General features: G+C 67.0%; 16 protein-coding genes and 2 pseudogenes. 2 read left to right on the top strand and 16 right to left on the bottom strand.

The genetic code is table 11. From position 1 onward, the window contains the following. Positions 1–24 precede the first annotated feature (24 nt). From X946_RS20150 to X946_RS20080, 15 genes are all read right to left on the bottom strand, one after another. Complete coding sequence (locus X946_RS20150) at positions 25–1,812, bottom strand: acyl-CoA dehydrogenase C-terminal domain-containing protein (RefSeq protein ID WP_038751175.1); 1,788 nt, start codon at positions 1,810–1,812, stop codon at positions 25–27. A 57-nt stretch (positions 1,813–1,869) separates the two neighbouring features. Next, on the bottom strand, positions 1,870–2,469 hold the full coding sequence (locus X946_RS20145; RefSeq protein WP_004522799.1) for a TetR/AcrR family transcriptional regulator: 600 nt from the start codon (positions 2,467–2,469) through the stop codon (positions 1,870–1,872). A 198-nt stretch (positions 2,470–2,667) separates the two neighbouring features. Beyond that, positions 2,668–3,942, bottom strand: a complete 1,275-nt coding sequence (clsB, locus tag X946_RS20140; RefSeq protein ID WP_038751174.1) for a cardiolipin synthase ClsB — start codon at positions 3,940–3,942, stop codon at positions 2,668–2,670. Continuing rightward, entirely contained in the window at positions 3,939–4,415 is a 477-nt protein-coding gene (nudB, locus tag X946_RS20135) for a dihydroneopterin triphosphate diphosphatase (RefSeq protein ID WP_038751172.1), read from the bottom strand. The genes clsB and nudB overlap by 4 nt, the downstream gene beginning before the upstream one ends. A gap of 266 nt (positions 4,416–4,681) precedes the next feature. Continuing rightward, on the bottom strand, positions 4,682–6,484 hold the full coding sequence (gene aspS / locus X946_RS20130) for an aspartate--tRNA ligase (protein WP_038751170.1): 1,803 nt from the start codon (positions 6,482–6,484) through the stop codon (positions 4,682–4,684). 54 nt (positions 6,485–6,538) lie between these two features. After that, positions 6,539–7,189 carry a DUF502 domain-containing protein gene (locus X946_RS20125; protein WP_038751168.1) on the bottom strand — a complete coding sequence of 217 codons (651 nt, stop codon included), beginning with the start codon at positions 7,187–7,189 and terminating at the stop codon, positions 6,539–6,541. A gap of 67 nt (positions 7,190–7,256) precedes the next feature. Further along, entirely contained in the window at positions 7,257–7,595 is a 339-nt protein-coding gene (locus X946_RS20120) for an FmdB family zinc ribbon protein (RefSeq protein ID WP_038751166.1), read from the bottom strand. A gap of 101 nt (positions 7,596–7,696) precedes the next feature. Continuing rightward, the gene (locus X946_RS20115; RefSeq protein WP_038751164.1) at positions 7,697–8,470 is read right to left on the bottom strand and encodes a methyltransferase domain-containing protein; all 774 of its coding nucleotides are present in this window, start codon (positions 8,468–8,470) and stop codon (positions 7,697–7,699) included. A 64-nt stretch (positions 8,471–8,534) separates the two neighbouring features. Further along, complete coding sequence (gene ubiB / locus X946_RS20110; protein ID WP_038751162.1) at positions 8,535–10,112, bottom strand: ubiquinone biosynthesis regulatory protein kinase UbiB; 1,578 nt, start codon at positions 10,110–10,112, stop codon at positions 8,535–8,537. A gap of 12 nt (positions 10,113–10,124) precedes the next feature. After that, positions 10,125–10,772, bottom strand: coding sequence for a ubiquinone biosynthesis accessory factor UbiJ (locus tag X946_RS20105; protein WP_038751161.1), 648 nt, complete (start codon positions 10,770–10,772; stop codon positions 10,125–10,127). A gap of 107 nt (positions 10,773–10,879) precedes the next feature. Further along, positions 10,880–11,899, bottom strand: coding sequence for a Tim44 domain-containing protein (locus X946_RS20100; RefSeq protein WP_052145131.1), 1,020 nt, complete (start codon positions 11,897–11,899; stop codon positions 10,880–10,882). A 42-nt stretch (positions 11,900–11,941) separates the two neighbouring features. After that, positions 11,942–12,673 carry a bifunctional demethylmenaquinone methyltransferase/2-methoxy-6-polyprenyl-1,4-benzoquinol methylase UbiE gene (gene ubiE, locus X946_RS20095; RefSeq protein WP_038751157.1) on the bottom strand — a complete coding sequence of 244 codons (732 nt, stop codon included), beginning with the start codon at positions 12,671–12,673 and terminating at the stop codon, positions 11,942–11,944. Positions 12,674–12,721: 48 nt separating this feature from the next. After that, the gene (locus X946_RS20090) at positions 12,722–13,135 is read right to left on the bottom strand and encodes a gamma-butyrobetaine hydroxylase-like domain-containing protein (RefSeq protein ID WP_038751156.1); all 414 of its coding nucleotides are present in this window, start codon (positions 13,133–13,135) and stop codon (positions 12,722–12,724) included. Then, complete coding sequence (locus X946_RS20085; protein ID WP_038751154.1) at positions 13,132–13,575, bottom strand: HIT family protein; 444 nt, start codon at positions 13,573–13,575, stop codon at positions 13,132–13,134. Before X946_RS20085 ends, X946_RS20090 begins: the two co-directional genes overlap by 4 nt. Before the next feature lie 34 nt (positions 13,576–13,609). Further along, entirely contained in the window at positions 13,610–17,629 is a 4,020-nt protein-coding gene (locus X946_RS20080; protein ID WP_038751218.1) for a DUF3683 domain-containing protein, read from the bottom strand. On the opposite strand from X946_RS20080, the pseudogene X946_RS36900 reads away from it, so the two are divergent. After that, positions 17,600–18,001 (top strand): annotated as a pseudogene (locus tag X946_RS36900) (hypothetical protein). The gene X946_RS20080 and the pseudogene X946_RS36900 sit on opposite strands and share 30 nt — an antisense overlap. 158 nt (positions 18,002–18,159) lie before the next feature. On the opposite strand, the pseudogene X946_RS36725 reads toward X946_RS36900, so the two are convergent. Beyond that, positions 18,160–18,245 (bottom strand): annotated as a pseudogene (locus tag X946_RS36725) (DNA methyltransferase); the annotation flags it as partial. On the opposite strand from X946_RS36725, the gene X946_RS20075 reads away from it, so the two are divergent. Next, positions 18,234–18,893: pyridoxal-phosphate dependent enzyme (locus X946_RS20075; RefSeq protein ID WP_038751152.1), on the top strand; the 660-nt coding region annotated here is incomplete at its 3' end. The pseudogene X946_RS36725 and the gene X946_RS20075 sit on opposite strands and share 12 nt — an antisense overlap.

Here is an 18,893-nt window from a genome sequence, read left to right as displayed (position 1 = left end):
GTCGCGCGCCGCCCGGCGGTCGCGTTAGAACAGCGCTTCGTCGACTTCCATCATCGTCTTCGCGCCGGCGCGCGCGAGACGGATCGACGCCGCCGTTTCCGGCAGCAGGCGCGCGAAGTAGAAGCGCGCGGTCGCGAGCTTCGACTTGTAGAACGGATCGCCCGACGCTTCCTTGTCGAGCGCGATGCGCGCCATCCGCGCCCAGAAGTACGAGAACACCAGATGACCGACGGTGCGCAGGTACGGCACGGCAGCCGCGCCCACTTCGTCCGGGTTCTGCATCGCCTTCATGCCGACTTCCATTGTCAGCTTCTGCACCTTCTCGCCGATGTCGGCGAGCGGCGTGACGAATTCGGACATTTCGGGCTTCACGCCTTCCGCCTCGACGAACTCGGCGACGATCTTGCCGAACTTCTTCAGCTTCGCACCCATGTCGCCCAGCACCTTGCGGCCGAGCAGGTCGAGCGCCTGAACCGAGTTGGTGCCTTCGTAGATCATGTTGATCCGCGCGTCGCGCACGTACTGCTCCATGCCCCATTCGGAGATGAAGCCGTGGCCGCCGTAGATCTGCATCGCGTGGTTCGTGCACTCGAACGCGTTGTCGGTCAGGAACGCCTTGATGATCGGCGTGAGCAGCGCGACGAGATCCTCCGCCTCCTTGCGCACCGCCTCATCCCCGTGCGACAGCACCTTGTCGATCTGCAGCGCCGACCAGTACGTGAATGCGCGCGCGCCTTCCGCGTACGCCTTCTGCGTGAGCAGCATGCGGCGCACGTCCGGGTGAACGATGATCGGATCGGCCGGCTTGTCCGGCGCCTTCGGGCCCGTCAGCGAGCGCATCTGCAGGCGCTCCTTCGCGTACGTGAGCGAGTTCTGGTACGCGACTTCCGTGAGGCCGAGGCCCTGCATGCCGACGCCGAGACGCGCGGCGTTCATCATCACGAACATCGCGTTCAAGCCCTTGTTCGGCTCGCCGATCATCCAGCCCTTCGCGTTGTCGAGGTTCATCACGCACGTCGAGTTGCCGTGGATGCCCATCTTGTGCTCGATCGAGCCGCACTTGACGCCGTTGCGCTCGCCCGGCTCGCCCGACGCCTCGGGGACGAACTTCGGCACGATGAACAGGGAGATGCCCTTCGTGCCATTCGGCGCGTCCGGCAGGCGCGCGAGCACGAGGTGAACGATGTTCTTCGAGAGGTCGTGTTCGCCGCTCGAGATGAAGATCTTGGTGCCGGTGATCGAATACGTGCCGTCGCCGTTCGGCTCGGCCTTCGTGCGCAGGATGCCGAGGTCGGTGCCGCAGTGCGGCTCGGTCAGGCACATCGTGCCCGTCCATTCGCCCGACACGAGCTTCGGCAGATAGAGTTTTTGCAGCTCCGGCGCGCCGTGCGCGTGCAGACATTCGTACGCGCCGTGCGACAGGCCCGGATACATCGTCCATGCCTGGTTCGACGAATTCAGCATTTCATACAGCGCGTTGTTGACGAACGCGGGCAGGCCCTGGCCGCCGTAATCGGGATCGCAGCCGAGCGCGGGCCAACCGGCCTCGACGTACTGCTGATACGCTTCCTTGAAGCCCGTCGGCGTTTTCACGACGCCGTCGCCGACATACGTGCAGCCCTCGCGGTCGCCGACCTGGTTGAGCGGGAAGAGCACCTCCGAGCAGAACTTGCCCGCCTCCTCGAGCACCTGGTTGATCGTATCGGCGTCGAGATCAGCATGCTTGGGCATCTGCTTGACCTCGGCTTCGACGTTCAGAAGCTCGTGCAACACGAATTGCATGTCGCGCAACGGCGCGGCGTACTGTCCCATGACTCTCTCCAAGATAAGGCAATCGGCTCGAGCTCCCCGGCGGCGGTCGTGCCGCCGCTAACGGCTCTCGCTCTGGTACGAAACAATCGTCTTTTCAAGCGCGGCCCACGTGAGGCGCACGGCGTCCGGCTGATGCAGGAAGCGTGCGTCGTGATGCAGACCGAGCGTGAAGCTGTACAACTCGAAGAGCATCAGGTTCGGATCTGTGTCCGCACGCAGATGCCCTTCTTCCTTCGCCTGCGAAATCGCGCGCAGCAGCGCGGCGCGCCACGCTTTCACGCTCGCGATCAACTGCTCGCGCACCGCGCTGTCCGGGCGATCGTCGTATTCGACGGCGCCGCTGATGTAGATGCACCCCGTCGTCACTTCCTGGATGCGCTTCTCGATCCAGCGCGCGAGCATCGCCCGCAAGCGCGGCAAACCGCGCGGCTCGCGCAGGCTCGGAAAGAACACCTCGTTCTCGAAACGATGGTGGTACTCGCGCACGACCTCGACCTGCAAGTCGTCGCGCGATCCGAAGTGCGCGAACACGCCGCTCTTGCTCATCTGCATGCGCTCGGCCAGCAGGCCGATCGTCAGGCCCTCGAGCCCGTCACGGCTGGCAAGGTCCAATGCTGCTTCGAGTATCGCGGCACGCGTCTGTTCGCCTTTTCGCATAGCTTTTAATAACCGTTCAAGGTGACCGAATAAAATCGAACGGCCGTACTATTATTGAGTGCGGCCGTCGGCGAAACAAGGAAATTATTAGAAATCGGTTTCTAACCGTCCCCGCTATTTTGCAGGGTCGCGCGCCCTTGGGAGGAGGCCCTGTGCAGGCCGCGGCGCGCCGCTTGCGCAAGCGAATGAAGCGAATGCTTAGTCGTATCCGCCGACCGTCAGAAGCTTCATCGCGCCCCGGTACGCGGTGTACGCGAACCAGTTGAGGAACCGCTCGACGGCGGGCCGCGCCGCGTAGAGCGCGGGGTCGATCTCGCGGCCGTCGGCGAACGCGGCGGCGATCGCGTCGCGCAGCGCGGCCGTCTCTTCGCGGTGCCGCACGAGCACGACGTTCGCCTCATTGTTCAGCATCAGGCTGAGCGCGTCCAGATTCGACGAGCCGACGGTCGCCCAATGATCGTCGATCACCGCGACCTTGCCGTGCAGCATCGTCCGGTCGTATTCGGCAACCCGCACGCCCGAGCGCAGCAACGCATGATATAGGAACGGCACCGCCATATCGAGCGACGCGAATTCGTTGCGCCCGATCAGTATCCGCACGTCGACGCCGCGGCGCGCCGCGCCGGCAAGCGCGCGGCGCAGCTTGCGCCCCGGCATGAAGTACGGATTCGCGAGCAGGATCGACTGGCGCGCGCGGCCGATCGCGGCGAGATACGCCTTCTCGATCGCGCGCCGGTTCACGACGTTGTCGCGCGCGACGAACGCGGCGCTAGGCTCGGTCACGTTGCGCAGCGCGCCCGCCTTCACCCAGCGGTGGCTGCGCATCCAGCGGCGAAAGCGCGCGGCGAACGCCGGGCTGTCGACGCCGTGCGGCATGAACTCCGCAAAGCGCTTGTGGCCGGCCGCGATCCGGTGCCACTGCACCTCGAACGCCGCGCGTATGTCGGCGACGACAGGCCCTTGCAGCTCGAGCGCGAAATCCCAGCGCGGATACGGCAGGCGCTCGCCGTTCTGCTCGAAGTCGTCGACGATGTTGATGCCGCCGCAGAACGCGTGCGCGTCGTCGACGACCGCGAGCTTGCGGTGCGTGCGCGAGAAGCCGAAGCGGCCGAACAGATAGGGGTTGTAGATCTGGTGCTCGACCCCCGCGTCGGGCCACGTGCCGAACAGCGGCAGGCGCTCGGTGCCGATTCCGTCGGTGATGACCCGCACGTGGACGCCGCGCGCGGCCGCGCGGATCAGCGCGTCGGAGACCGCGCGGCCCACCGCGTCGTCGCGAAAGATGTAGGTTTCGAGCGCGATGCGCTCGCGCGCGGCGTCGATCCGCTCGATCAGCGCGGGGAAGAACGCCGCGCCGCCGTCGCAAAGCCGCACCACATTGCCGGACGTGAACGCGAGCCGCGACGCGGAGCCGCGCTCGTGCAGGAACATCTGCCGCAACTGCGCGAGACGGTGGCGAGTCTTGCCGCTCATGCGGCGCGCGACGCGAGGCGCTCGGGCAACTGCAGGATCGCCTGGGCGTTCGACGGCGAATAGCAGCGCGCGGCCGCGTCGCGATAGGGCAGCCACAGATAGTCGGTGTGCTCGCGCGGCGACAGCGTCACGTCGACGCGCCCCGGCACCTCGAGGCTGAACCAGTGCTCGATGTTGCGCGTGACGCCGGGCGCGTAGCGGTGCAGATATTGCGGGTAGATCGTGTATTCGATCGCGTGATGCCAGTCGACGAGCGCGGCGGGCGGAACGCCTGGGCTGCCGACGACGATGCCCGTCTCCTCGGCGACTTCGCGCGCGGCGGCCTGGGCGATCGGCTCGTCGAGCGCATCCTTCGACCCCGTGACGGACTGCCAGAAGTCGGGCTGATCGGCGCGCTTGATGACGAGCACGTCGAGCGCGGGCGTATGGATCACGACAAGGACGGATTCGGGGATTTTCGGCGGTTTCGTCATCGGGAAGTCATCGGCGCCAGCCCGCGCGAAACGGCGGGCAGCGCGGCACCGTCAAAAAACCATGGGTCCGACTGTACCGCAAAAAACGAAAAAGGCGCATTGCGCGCCCATTTCTGCGGTTTCCTTCGGCTACCGCCGATGCCAGCCAAACGCCATCGAATGCGGTGGCCGGAGACAGTGGCCGAATGCGGTCGGTTGCCGCCGGCCGCGCCGAGCGCGGGCCGATCCGGAAACCGGATTCGGCCGCGGCCGGCGCGCGGCGCGCCTTACGCCTTCGGCTGCTCCGGCTGGCGCAGGCGGATGTGCAGCTCGCGCAGCTGGCGCTCGTCGACGGGGCTCGGCGCCTGCGTGAGCAGACACTGCGCGCGCTGCGTCTTCGGGAACGCGATCACGTCGCGGATCGAATCGGCGCCCGCCATCATCGTGACGATGCGGTCGAGGCCGAACGCGATCCCGCCGTGCGGCGGCGCGCCGTACTGCAGCGCGTCGAGCAGGAAGCCGAACTTCGCCTGCGCCTCTTCCGGCCCGATCTTCAGCGCGCGGAACACCTTGCTCTGCACGTCCTCGCGGTGGATACGCACCGAGCCGCCGCCGATTTCCCAGCCGTTCAGCACCATGTCGTACGCCTTCGCGAGGCAGCGGCCCGGGTCGGTCTCGAGGTATTCGAGATGCTCGTCCTTCGGGCTCGTGAACGGATGGTGCGCGGCGACATAGCGCGCGTCCTCGTCGTCGTATTCGAACATCGGGAAATCGACGACCCACAGCGGCTTCCAGCCCGACTCGACGAGGCCGCTCGCCTTGCCGAACTCCGAGTGGCCGATCTTCAGGCGCAGCGCGCCGAGGCTGTCGTTGACGACCTTCGCGCGGTCCGCCGCGAAGAAGATGATGTCGCCGTCTTGCGCGCCCGTGCGCTCGAGGATCGCCGCGATCGACGCGTCGTGCAGGTTCTTGACGATCGGGCTTTGCAGGCCGTCGCGGCCCTTCGCGCGCTCGTTGACCTTGATCCACGCGAGACCCTTCGCGCCGTAGATGCGCACGAATTCCGTGTAGCCGTCGATGTCGCCGCGCGTGAGCTCGCCGCCCTTCGGCACGCGCAGCGCCGCGACGCGGCCGTCCTTCGTGTTCGCGGGCGTGCTGAACACCTTGAAGTCGACGTCCTTCATCGCGTCGGTGAGCTCGGTGAATTCGAGCTTCACGCGCAGGTCCGGCTTGTCCGAGCCGAAGCGCGCCATCGCCTCGGAATACGGCATCACCGGGAATTTCGCGTCGAGCTCGACGTCGATCGTCGTCTTGAAGATGTGACGGATCATGTCCTCGAACAGGTCGCGGATTTCCTGCTCGCCGAGGAACGACGTCTCGCAGTCGATCTGCGTGAATTCCGGCTGGCGGTCGGCGCGCAGATCCTCGTCGCGGAAACACTTCGTGATCTGGTAGTAGCGATCGAAGTTCGCGACCATCAAGAGCTGCTTGAAGAGCTGCGGCGACTGCGGCAGCGCGAAGAACTGGCCCGCGTTCACGCGCGACGGCACGAGGTAGTCGCGCGCGCCTTCCGGCGTGCTCTTCGTCAGCATCGGCGTTTCGATGTCGATGAAACCCTGTTCGTCGAGGTACTTGCGCGCCTCGATCGCGACGCGGTAGCGCAGGCGCAGGTTGTGCTGCATTTGCGGACGGCGCAGATCGAGCACGCGGTGCGTGAGGCGCGTCGTCTCCGACAGGTTGTCGTCGTCGAGCTGGAACGGCGGCGTGACCGACGCGTTCAGCACGTTCAGCTCGTGGCACAGCACTTCGATCTTGCCGCTCTTCAGGCCGGCGTTGACCGTGCCTTCCGGACGGCTGCGCACGAGGCCCTTCACCTGGATGCAGAACTCGTTGCGCACGCCTTCGGCGGCCGTGAACATTTCGGCGCGATCCGGATCGCACACCACCTGCACGAGCCCTTCGCGATCGCGCAGGTCGATGAAGATCACGCCGCCGTGATCGCGGCGACGTTGGACCCAGCCGCACAGCGACACCGTCTGGCCCAGCAGGTGTTCGGTCACGAGACCGCAGTATTCAGTTCGCATCGACATGATGTTTGCTTTCTTTCGTAGTGGTCAACGGGGAGAGCCGCTCTCTCCCGGGCATTACATAGGCGGCTCGACGGGGCGGCGCGCGGGCGCGGCCGCGGGCGCCGGGGGCGCGACGACGCCCATCGAGACGATGTACTTGAGCGCGGCGTCGACCGACATGTCGAGCTCGACGACCTCGCTTTTCGGCACCATCAGGAAGAAGCCGGACGTCGGATTCGGCGTCGTCGGCACGTAGACGCTCACGTACTCTTCCTTCAGGTGATTGACCACGTCGCCGCCCGGCGTGCCGGTGAGGAACGCGATCGTATAGGCGCCGCGGCGCGGATACTCGATGAGGAGCGCCTTGCGGAATGCGTTGCCGCTGCTCGACAGCAGCGTGTCGGACACCTGCTTCACGCTCGTGTAGATCGGCCCGACGACGGGAATGTGCCGCACGACCGCATTCCACCAGGTGACGAGCTTCTGGCCGATGAAATTCTGCGTCGCGAGCCCGACGACGAAGATGAACGCGAGCGTCAGCACCGCGCCGATCCCCGGCAGCCGGAAGCCGAGCAGCCGCTCCGGCTGCCACGATTCGGGCAGCAGGAGCAGCGTCTGATCCATCGTGCCGATGATGAGCCCGAGCACCCACAGCGTGATCGCGAGCGGGACGAGAACCAGGAGTCCGGTCAAAAACACCGATTTGAGGGTCGTCTTTTTCATCATCTGCCGTCGAAAAATCGCGCCGGTTCGCCAGGCGCGGAGCGCGCCGCCGACACGGGCGGCGCAGCCGTCAAGTGCTGCTCGCGGGCGCGGCGGCGGGCGCGGGCGCGGCCGGCGCGCTCGCCGCCGCGCCGTCCGATGCGGCGGCGGGCGCTGCCGCCTTGTCGCCGCCCGCCTTGTCGCCGTCCGCGGCCGACGCGCCTGCCGACGCGCTCTTGCCGCCCGAACCGCCGCGGAAGTCCGTCACGTACCAGCCCGAACCTTTCAATTGAAACCCAGCCGCCGTGACCTGCTTGCGAAACGCGTCCTTCCCGCATTCCGGGCACTGCGACAGCGGCGCGTCGCTCATCTTCTGAAGCACATCCTTCGCGTAACCGCACGCTTCGCAACGATAGGCGTAGATCGGCATGGTATTTTCCCGCAGAAACAATAACCGGTATAAAAGGCTTGCAAAGCCTTGAATTATAGCCGAAAGGCGGACGCCACCCCGGGTCCGCGCCAGCGGGCCCGCTACAAGCGGCGCCACGCGAGCCAGCGCTCGCGTCCGGCGAACACGGGCAGCGAATCGGCGACGGGCTCGTCCTCGACGAGCGCGAAGTATGGGCAAAGCAGGGCGTCGAGCTCCGCGCGCTCGATTCCGAACGGCGGCCCCTTGCGCGTCGCGCCGATGAAAAAGAAGCCGGCGAGGAAGCCGCCCGCCGGCAGCAGTTCGGCCATTCGCCGCGCGTAGTCGGCGCGGCGGCTTGTCGGGATCGCGCACAGGAACGCGCGCTCGTAGATCCATTGCGGGACGAACGGCGGCGCGTACGTGAAGAAGTCGGCCTGCTCGACGAGCTCCGCGTCGTCGCCCAGCTCGCGGCGCGCGGCCGCGACCGCCTGCGCGGAGAAGTCGATCGCCCGCACGGGCCAGCCGGCGCGCGCGAGCCAGCGCGCCTCATATGCGCTTCCGCAGCCCGGGATCAGCACGGGGCGCGCCGGATGCCGCGCGGCGAACGCGGCGAACGCATCCGGCACGCGCGAGGCGTCCCACGGGATGAAGCCCTGCTCGAAGCGCTCGTCCCAGAACGATGCGTCGCCCGGGTCACGCGTCGCAAATTTCGCCTCGGACGATTCGGACGATTCGGACGGAGCGGCGGGCGCGGCCGGAGCGGCAGGCGCGGCCGTGGTGCCCGAAGTAGCCAAAGTAGCCGGAGCGGCCGGGATCGCCGAAGCCGCCGCGCTCGCCGGTTTCGCATCGCCCGCCGCATGCGCGGCCACATCGGATTTCTTCGTTTCGCTCGTCATACCCGTTGCTCGCCTTTCCCGCGCCGGCTGTGGGCGGCGCTCGTCTGAATTCTGCGCCCCGCGCTCAGCCGCCGTACGCGATGACGATCAGCACCCGCGCGATCACCGCGCCCGCGCCGACCGCGAGCCCGAACACGAGGAGCGCCTGCAGCAGCCGGTTGGTCCGCTTCTGCTCGACGAGTATCTGCCGGATCAGGTCGTCGCTGATCGCGCGCGGCGCCTCGTGATGCGCGGTGAGCGCCTGATGGACGAGGCGCGGCAGCTGCGGCAGCGTCTTGCTCCACTGCGGCGCCTCGACCTTGAAGCGCTCGTACCAGCCGCGCAGCCCGATCTGCTCGGCCATCCAGCGCTCGAGATACGGCTTCGCGGTCTTCCACAGATCGAGCTCCGGATCGAGCGAACGGCCGAGCCCCTCGACGTTCAGCATCGTCTTCTGCAAGAGCACGAGCTGCGGCTGGATTTCGACGTTGAAGCGGCGCGACGTCGAGAACAGGCGCATCAGCACCTGGCCGAGCGAGATGTCCTTCAGCGCGCGGTCGAAGTACGGCTCGCAGACCGCGCGGATCGCGCTTTCGAGCTCCTCGACGCGCGTATCGGGCGGCACCCAGCCGGATTCGAGATGCAGCGTCGCAACGCGATGATAGTCGCGCTTGAAGAACGCGAGGAAGTTCTGCGCGAGGTAATTCTTGTCGAAATCGGACAGCGCGCCGACGATGCCGAAATCGAGCGCGATATAGCGCCCGAAATGCTTCGGATCGAGGCTCACCTGGATGTTGCCGGGGTGCATGTCCGCATGGAAGAAGCCGTCGCGGAACACCTGCGTGAAGAAGATTTCGACGCCTTCGCGCGCGAGCTTCGGAATGTCGACGCCCGCCGCGCGCAGCGTGTCGACCTGGCTGATCGGCACGCCCGCCATCCGCTCCATCACGAGCACGCTCGGCGTCGAGTAATCCCAGAACATCTCCGGCACGAGCAGCAGGTCGAGCCCCGCGAAGTTGCGGCGCAGCTGGCTGCCGTTCGCCGCCTCGCGCATCAGGTCGAGCTCGTCGTGCAGGTATTTGTCGAATTCGGCGACGACCTCGCGCGGCTTGAGCCGCCTGCCGTCCGCCCACAGGCGCTCGGCCCACGTCGCGATGTCGCGCATCAGCGCGAGATCGGAATCGATGATGGGCAGCATGTTGGGACGCAGCACCTTGACCGCGACCGCCTTGCCCTTGTGCTCGCCCTGCTTGAGCTTCGCGAAGTGCACCTGCGCGATCGACGCGCTCGCGACGGGTTCCCGCTCGAACGCATCGAACAGCTCGTCGATGCGCGCGCCGAGCGCCTTCTCGACGAGACCGATCGCAACCGCCGAATCGAACGGCGGCACCTGGTCCTGAAGCTTCGCGAGCTCGTTCGCGAAATCGACGGGCAGCAGATCGCGCCGCGTCGACAGCACCTGGCCGAACTTCACGAAGATCGGCCCGAGGCTTTCCAGCGCGCGGCGCAGCCGCACCGCGGGCGGATCGGAGAAACGGCGCCCGATCGTCGTGATGCGCAGCATGAGCTTCACGCGACGGTTTTCGATACGCGACAGCATCACCTCGTCGAGGCCGAAGCGGATGACGGTGAAGACGATTTTGACGAAACGGAAAATGCGCATGCCTTGCGGCCCTCACTGCGCGCGTCGCGAGCTGCCGCCCGCGCGCGCGTCGATTTTTTGCTCCAGTCGTTCGATCCGCTTCTCGACGCGCGCGAGCCCGTCCCGCGCCCGCGCGAGCTCCGCGTCGAAATCGGCGAGCACGCTCTTGCGCACGACCTGCGGGTTCTCGTCGAGCCAGTATTCGGCGATCGAATCGAGCACGTTGCGGCCGGAACGGCGCGCGTGCTCGCCCGTCGAACGCACGAACGTCGCGATCCGGTGCGCGGCCGCGTCGCCGACGATCTTCGCGAGATCCTCCTCCGGCTCCCAGCGCAGGTGCTCGGCAAGCTTCGCGATCTGGGTCGCGAACTCCGCGTCGCCGTCGATCTTCACGTGCTTCATCACGGCCGCCTGACCGCCCTGCACGAACGCGGCCGCCGCGTCGAACGGGCCGCCCGTGCCGCCGCTCGACAGCGCGATCGACACGTCGAACTGGCGCGCGTCGTGCGCGTCGACGGCGGCGAGATAGCCGTCCGGCTGCACGAGCAGCACGAGCGTCACGGGCGGGACTTCGAGCCGGGCGGTCTTGCCGGCATAGGGAATCAGGCGGTCGCGCGCCCAGGATTCGCGGGCGAGCAGGTGATTGACGGCGGCGGCAAACGGCTTGGCGGCAAGGGTCATCTGGCTGGCAATGAAAAGCCCGCGCAGGCAGGGCGCCTGCGCGGGCTTCTATTGTAACGTCGGTTCGGCCGCGGCCTCGCGAGGCGCGACGCTCGGCACGACTTCCGTCAGTGCGTGCTCGCCTGCTGGATGCCCGCGAGGAGCCAGCCCTGGCTGCCGGCCTTCGACAGATTCCACACTTCGTCGAACGGCTCGGCCGCCGCGCCCTGCGCCTCTCGGATGAGGCCGTGGAAGCGCACGCTCGCGAAGTGCTCGTTGCCGCGATCCTCGACCGCGAGCAGCTCGGCGTCGAGCTGCACGACGTCCGTCTGGTTCGCGCCCGCGCCACGGCCGTCGAGATCGATCTTCACTTCGGCGAACATCTCGGGCGTCGTGAATTCGCGGATGTCGGCGAGGTTGCCCTCGTCCCACGCGGCCTGCAGGCGCACGAAATAGACCTTCGCGTTACGCAGGAACGCTTCGGTATCGAAGCCCGCCGGCACCGCAGGCGCGGCGGCCGCAGCGGCCGTCGTCGCGGCGGCCGCGCCGCCGAACACGCGCTGCGCTTCGCCCGCGTACGAACTGCCCGAGCCCCCGAACGCGCCGTTCGGCGACGCCTCGCGCCGAGCGCCCGCATCCTGGCCGTAACCGCCTTGGTTCAGCGACGGCTGGCCGCCCGCGTAGGCGGGCCGCTGCGCGCCGCGCCGGTTCATGAACTTGCGGACGAGCCAAATGCCGACCATCGCGAGAAGCGCGATCACGATGACGTTCGCCATCATGCTGGCGAACGCGCCGCCGAGCCCCAGATGCGACAGCAGCGCCGCGATGCCGAGGCCGGCCGCGAGCCCCGCGATCGGGCCGAGCCAGCGCGAGCGATTCGGCTGCGCGGCGGGCGCCGGCTGCTGGCGCGGCGCCTGGGCGGGCGCCGCCTGCTGCATCGGCTGCTGCGCGGGCGGCGTCGCCTGGCGCTGCTGCAGCGTCTGCGACTGGCGGCCGACGCTGCGGCCGCCGCCCATGCGCTTCGCCTCGGCGTCGAGCGACGCGAACGTGCCGGCGGCGAGGAGGCCGACCATCAGGAACGTGCCGATTCGCCGCGCCAACGACTTCGGCTCTCTGCTGCGGTTAAACGACGAACGCGATTCGGACATCCTGGCCTCCAAGCTGAAAGGAAATTGTATGGATGGAACCCCTTAATACTTGGTTCCCACGTGTAAAGCTACCACGCCACCTGACAAATTGTAATATTTGACGGCGTCGAGCCCAGCTTGTTCCATCATCGTCTTCAGCGTGTCCTGATCCGGGTGCATCCGGATAGATTCAGCAAGATACCGATAACTGTCGGCATCTTTCGCGAACTTGTCGCCAAGCCACGGTAATACTTTGAAAGAATAGAGATCGTACGCTTTTTTCAGCGGCTCCCAGACTTTCGAGAATTCGAGCACCATCACGCGGCCGCCCGGCTTCGCGACGCGGCGCATCTCGGCGAGCGCCGCGTCCTTGTGCGTCATGTTGCGCAAGCCGAACGCGACGGTGACGACGTCGAAGTAGTTGTCGGGAAACGGCAGCTTCTCCGCGTCGCAGAGCAGCGACGGCGTGACGACGCCCTTGTCGAGCAGGCGGTCGCGGCCCACGCGCAGCATCGATTCGTTGATGTCCGTGTGCCAGACTTCTCCCGTCGGCCCCGCGGCCTTCGCGAACGCCTTCGTCAGATCGCCCGTGCCGGCCGCGAGGTCGAGCACCTTGAAGCCCGGCCGCACGTTCGCCTGCGCGATCGTGAACGCCTTCCACGCGCGGTGCAGGCCCGCCGACATCAAGTCGTTCATCAGATCGTAGTTGCTCGCGACCGAGTGAAACACCCCCGCGACTTTCTTCGCTTTTTCGTTTTCCTCGACGGTCTCAAAGCCGAAGTGGGTTTTGCTCATCGCGTTGATCCTCTATCAATGGCAAACGGCGCCGCCCGGCGCCGTCGTTCAGTGGTGGTGGCCTCGCGGCAGCGAGTCCGCCGGCATTGGCGCGTCTCGCTCGACGCCCGCCGCCTTCAATTTGTCGAAATATTCGCGCCAGAGCGCGTCCTGCCGGGTCGCGAGCTCGTACAGCAGCTCCCACGAATAGATGCCCGTCGAATGGCCGTCCGAGAACGTCGGCTTGAGCGCATAGTTGCCGACCGGCTCGAGCGCCGTGATCGTCACGTCGCGCTTGCCGGTCTGCAGCGTCTCCTGGCCCGGCCCGTGGCCGCGCACTTCGGCCGACGGCGAATAGACGCGCATCAGCTCGAACGGCACGCGAAAGCTCTCGCCGCTCGGATACTGCAACTCCAGCACGCGCGACACCGCATGGACGACGACGCCGGACGGCACGGGCGCCGTCGAAGCCTGGCCGCTCATGCCCGGCCTCCGCTCACCGCCTGCTCGATCTCCTCGTGCACCGCGTTGTGCAAGAGGGTCGCCTGCGCGGCGCGCAGCCGCAGCAGCGCGTCGGACACCGACCGCTGGCGCGGCGCCCAGATCGGCTGCGGGAAATGCGCGTCGTTCGAGAAGCGCGGAATCACGTGCCAGTGCACGTGCGGCACCTGGTTGCCGAGGCTCGCGAGATTCACCTTCGTCGGCTGCATCACCCGCCGCACCGCCTTCTCTACCGCGTAGACGATCCGCATCAGATGCGCGCGCTCGGCCTCGTCGAGATCGGAAAACTCGGCGACGTGCGCATGCCAGATCACCCGGCAGAAGCCCGGGTAATCGGTTTCGGTCGTCGCGAGGACGACGCGCACCGCGTCGTCCTTCCAGAGCAGCTCGCCGCCATCTTCGCGGCAGAATACGCAATCCATCGTCAATTCCTTCACTGGTGGAACGTTCGTCACCTTACACCAGCACGCGCTCGATCCCGCCGTTGTTCGCGCGCGCGACGTAGTCGGCCATCCAGTTCTCGCCGAGCATGTGGCGCGCGATCTCGACGACGATGTAGTCGGCCTCGATGTTCGCGTCCTCGTTGTAGCGCGACAGGCCCTGCAGGCACGCCGGGCAGCTCGTCAGGATCTTCACGTCCGACACGCCGGCGGCCGAGCCGTTCGCGCCGTTGCCCGACACCACCGGAATGTTACGCAATTTGGCGGCGCCCTTCTTGATCTCTTCCTCTTTTCGGAACCGAACCTGCGTCGACACGTCCGGACGCGCGACGGCGAGCGTGCCCGATTCGCCGCAGCAGCGCTCGTTCTTCTCGATCTTGTAGCCGTCGTGCTGCGCGCCCATCAGATCGTTGACGAGCTTGACCGGGTCCATCGTCTTGATCGGCGTGTGGCACGGATCGTGATACATGTAGCGCGTGCCCGTCACGCCGTCGAGCTTCAGCCCCTTCTCGAGCAGGAACTCGTGGATGTCGATGATCCGGCAGCCGGGGAAGATCTTGTCGAATTCGTAGCCGGCGAGCTGGTCGTAGCAGGTGCCGCACGACACGACCACCGTCTTGATGTCGAGGTAGTTCAGCGTGTTCGCGACCCGGTGGAACAGCACGCGGTTGTCGGTGACGATCTTCTCCGCCTTGTCGTACTGGCCCGAGCCGCGCTGCGGATAGCCGCAGCACAGATACCCGGGCGGCAGCACGGTCTGCACGCCCGCTTCCCACAGCATCGCCTGCGTGGCGAGGCCGACCTGCGAGAACAGGCGCTCGGAGCCGCAGCCGGGGAAGTAGAACACCGCCTCCGAATCGACGGTCGTCGTCTTCGGGTTGCGGATGATCGGCACGATCTTGTTGTCCTCGATGTCGAGCAGCGCGCGCGCCGTCTTCTTCGGCAGGTTGCCCGGCATCTTCTTGTTGACGAAGTGGATCACCTGCTCGACGGCGGGCCGCTTGCCGGTCGTCGACGGCGGGTGCGCCGTCTGCTTCTGCGCGACCTTCTTCAGCACGTCGTTCGCCAGGCGCTGCGCCTTGTAGCCCAAGCCCATCATCACCGCGCGCGTCGCGTTGATCGTCTGCGGATTCGTCGCGTTCAGGAAGAACATGCCCGCCGCGCTGCCCGGGTTGAACTTCTTCTTGCCCATCTTGCGCAGCAGGTTGCGCATGTTCATCGTCACGTCGCCGAAGTCGATCTTGACGGGGCACGGCGTCGCGCACTTGTGGCAGACGGTGCAATGGTCGGCCACGTCGTTGAACTCGTCCCAGTGCTTGATCGACACGCCGCGGCGCGTCTGCTCCTCGTACAGGAACGCCTCGACGAGCAGCGACGTCGCGAGGATCTTGTTGCGCGGGCTGTACAGCAGATTCGCGCGCGGCACGTGCGTCGCGCACACCGGCTTGCACTTGCCGCAGCGCAGGCAGTCCTTCACCGATTCGGCGATCGCGCCGATGTCGGACTGCTGCATGATCAGCGACTCGTAGCCCATCAGGCCGAAGCTCGGCGTGTACGCGTTGCGCAGATCCGCGCCTTCGAGCAGCTTGCCCTTGTTGAAGCGGCCCTGCGGATCGACGCGCTGCTTGTACGCGCGGAATTCGGCGATCTCGTCGTCGGTCAGGAACTCGAGCTTCGTGATGCCGATGCCGTGCTCGCCGGAGATCACGCCGTCGAGCGAGCGCGCGAGCGTCATGATGCGCGCAACCGCCGCGTGCGCGTCCTGCAGCATCTCGTAGTTGTCGGAGTTCACCGGAATGTTCGTGTGAACGTTGCCGTCGCCCGCGTGCATGTGCAGCGCGACGAACACGCGGCCGCGCAGCACCTGCTTGTGGATCGCCTGCGCGTCGTCGAGGATCGGCTTGAACGCGCCGCCGTTGAAGATCTGCCGCAGCTCGGCGCGAATTTCCTGCTTCCACGACACGCGCACCGTGCGGTCCTGCGCCACGTGGAAGACGGTGGCGTCCGGCTGCGCGTCGACGCGGTCCGCGAACTTCTCCGCGAGCGCCTCGCAGCCGAGCGCGACGAGATAGTGCTGCGCCTCGCGCAGCGGCATGTCGAGCTTGTCGCGCAGGAATTCCCAGCGCGCGCGCACGCGCTTCATCAGATCGAGCGCCTGCTGCACGCGGTCCTCGAGCAGCTCGGCGCTCGGGATCTCGCTCGCGTCGTCGCTCTTGCCGAGCGGCAGGCTGCCTGCCGTGAAGAACGCTTCGATAGCGTCGACGAGCTGCAGCTTGTTCTTGATCGACAGCTCGATGTTGATCCGCTCGATGCCGTCGGTGTACTCGCCCATCCGGTTGAGCGGAATCACGACGTCCTCGTTGATCTTGAACGCGTTCGTGTGCTTCGCGATCGCGGCGGTGCGGCTGCGGTCGAGCCAGAAGCGCTTGCGCGCCTCGGCGCTCACCGCGACGAAGCCCTCGCCGCTCTTGCCGTTCGCCATCCGCACGACTTCGGACGTCGCGTGCGCGACCGCGTCCGCGTTGTCGCCGACGATGTCGCCGATCAGCACCATTTTCGGAAACGCCTGGCGCTTGCTCTTCGTCGCGTAGCCGACCGCGCGCAGGTAGCGCTCGTCGAGATGCTCGAGGCCCGCGAGGATCGCGCCGCCCTGCTTCGACGTCTCGAACAGGTAATCCTTGATCTCGACGATGCTCGGGATCGCCTCGCGCGCCTGGCCGAAAAATTCGAGGCAGACGGTGCGCGTGTGCGCGGGCATCTTGTGCAGCACCCAGCGCGCGGACGTGATGAGGCCGTCGCAGCCTTCCTTCTGCACGCCCGGCAGGCCCGCGAGGAATTTGTCCGTCACGTCCTTGCCGAGGCCCTCCTTGCGAAAGCGCCGGCCTTCGATGTCGAGCGTCTCGGCGCGCAACAGCTTCTCGCCCGGCGCGCGCGCGCCGTCGAACCACTTGAGCTCGAAGCGCGCGACCGGAATGTCGTGGATCTTGCCGAGGTTGTGCTCGACGCGCGTGACTTCGAGCCAGTTCCCTTCGGGATCGACCATCCGCCACCACGCGAGGTTGTCGAGCGCGGTGCCCCAGAGCACGGCCTTCTTGCCGCCCGCGTTCATCGCGACGTTGCCGCCGATGCACGATGCGTCGAGCGAGGTCGGATCGACCGCGAACACGTAGCCGGCCGCCTCCGCCGCCTCGGTCACGCGGCGCGTGACGACGCCCGCGCCGGAGAAGATCGTCGGCACCTTGTGCGCGACGCCCGGCAGCTCGGTCAGCTCGACGGCGCCCAGCTGCTCGAGCTTCTCGGTGTTGATCACGGCCGAGAACGGCGTGAGCGGCACCGCGCCGCCCGTGTAGCCCGTGCCGCCGCCGCGCGGGATCACGGTCAGGCCGAGCTCGAAGCACGCCTTCACAAGGCTCGCGATTTCCGCTTCGGTATCGGGCGTCAGCACGACGAACGGATACTCGACGCGCCAATCGGTCGCGTCCGTCACGTGCGACACGCGCGCGAGACCGTCGAAGCGGATGTTGTCCTTCTGCGTGCAGCGGCCGAGCACCTTCGTCGCGCGGCGGCGCAGCTCCGCCATCTTCTCGAACTCGTGCGCGAATTCGTCGACCGCGCGCTGCGCGGCCGCGGCGAGCATCTCGACGCGCGCGGCGCGCTCGCGGCCCGCCACGTCGCCGTGCTCGGACAGATCCGCGCGGCGGCGCTTCTCGATCTCGGACAGGCGGTGGTTCAGCGCCTCGACGAGGAGCGCGCGGCGCTTCGGATTGTCGAGCAGATCGTCCTGCAGATACGGATTGCGGCGCACCACCCAGATGTCGCCCAGCACTTCGTACAGCATCCGCGCCGAGCGGCCCGTGCGGCGTTCGGCGCGCAGCTCGTCGAGCGCGGCCCAGGCTTCGTCGCCGAGCAGGCGGATCACGATCTCGCGATCGGAGAACGACGTGTAGTTGTAGGGGATTTCGCGCAGGCGCGGAGCGGGGTCGGCGGCGACGGCGGCTGCCGCGCCGTGCGGATCGAAAACTTGCGGTGCGTTCATGTTCGGACGATTCGGAGGCCGGCGCGCGACGAAGGAGCGCGAATCCGGCAAGCGCGTGGTGCGCGATTTTGGGGAAATCTTCTGTTACCCGGCGCGTGACTGCTTTGCGTGGGCCCGGAGCGCGCGTTCGAGCGCGATTCCGGAACGACCGCTTCGCAAGGAGCCGGAGCAGGCGCTCACGCGCGACTCCGGTCGACACGGCCCGGCGGCGCTCGGTACCGTCAACACGATCGCGCGCGGCGCGCGTGCCGTTGCGCCGCAGGACCCGCGGCGCGCGGCGACGGCTTCAACAGGACGATCCGAGACTGCCTTTGCATCTTCCGATCCTTGATTCAAAACGAAATTCTAACCCAGGTTGGACGAACGCGTTAATCGTCGGCGCGGCGGCCGAATGACCCGTCGAATCCGCCGCGCCGCCCGGGCGACGAGGGTTTGCGGCCGGCGACGCGGCGCGGCGCGCGCCCCTTTCAGTCGCCCGACGGCGCCCGGCAAGCGCCCGATTCGCCGTCCGGACGGTCGGTAACCATTCAGTTAAGGCCGAAACGGCGAGGGTTGGCGCTATCATTGCCTTTTTCCGCCGCATCCACGCTTTTCACGCCCTCTCATGGCCTCCCACGATTATCTGAAGAAAATCCTGACCGCCCGGGTGTACGACGTCGCGCTCGAAACCGAGCTCGAACGCGCGCGCAATCTGTCCGCGCGACTGAACAACCCCGTCTATCTGAAGCGCGAGGACAACCAGCCGGTGTTCTCGTTCAAGCTGCGCGGCGCGTACAACAAGATGGCGCACATTCCAGCCGACGCGCTCGCGCGCGGCGTGATCACCGCGTCGGCGGGCAATCATGCGCAGGGCGTCGCGTTCTCGGCCGCGCGGATGAACGTGAAGGCCGTGATCGTCGTGCCGGTGACGACGCCGCAGGTGAAGGTCGACGCGGTGCGCGCGCACGGCGGCCCGACCGTCGAGGTGATCCAGGCGGGCGAATCGTACAGCGACGCCTACGCGCACGCGGTGAAGGTGCAGGCCGAGCGCGGCCTCACGTTCGTCCATCCGTTCGACGATCCTTACGTGATCGCGGGCCAGGGCACGGTCGCGATGGAAATCCTGCGCCAGCATCAGGGGCCAATCCACGCGATCTTCGTGCCGATCGGCGGCGGCGGGCTCGCGGCGGGCGTGGCCGCGTACGTGAAGGCGGTGCGGCCCGAGATCAAGGTGATCGGCGTGCAGACCGACGATTCGTGCGCGATGAAGCGCTCGCTCGACGCG

The organism is Burkholderia sp. ABCPW 111, assembly GCF_000773065.1.
In the GTDB taxonomy this organism is placed as follows: domain Bacteria; phylum Pseudomonadota; class Gammaproteobacteria; order Burkholderiales; family Burkholderiaceae; genus Burkholderia; species Burkholderia savannae.
This window is presented reverse-complemented; position numbering and strand designations above follow the sequence as displayed.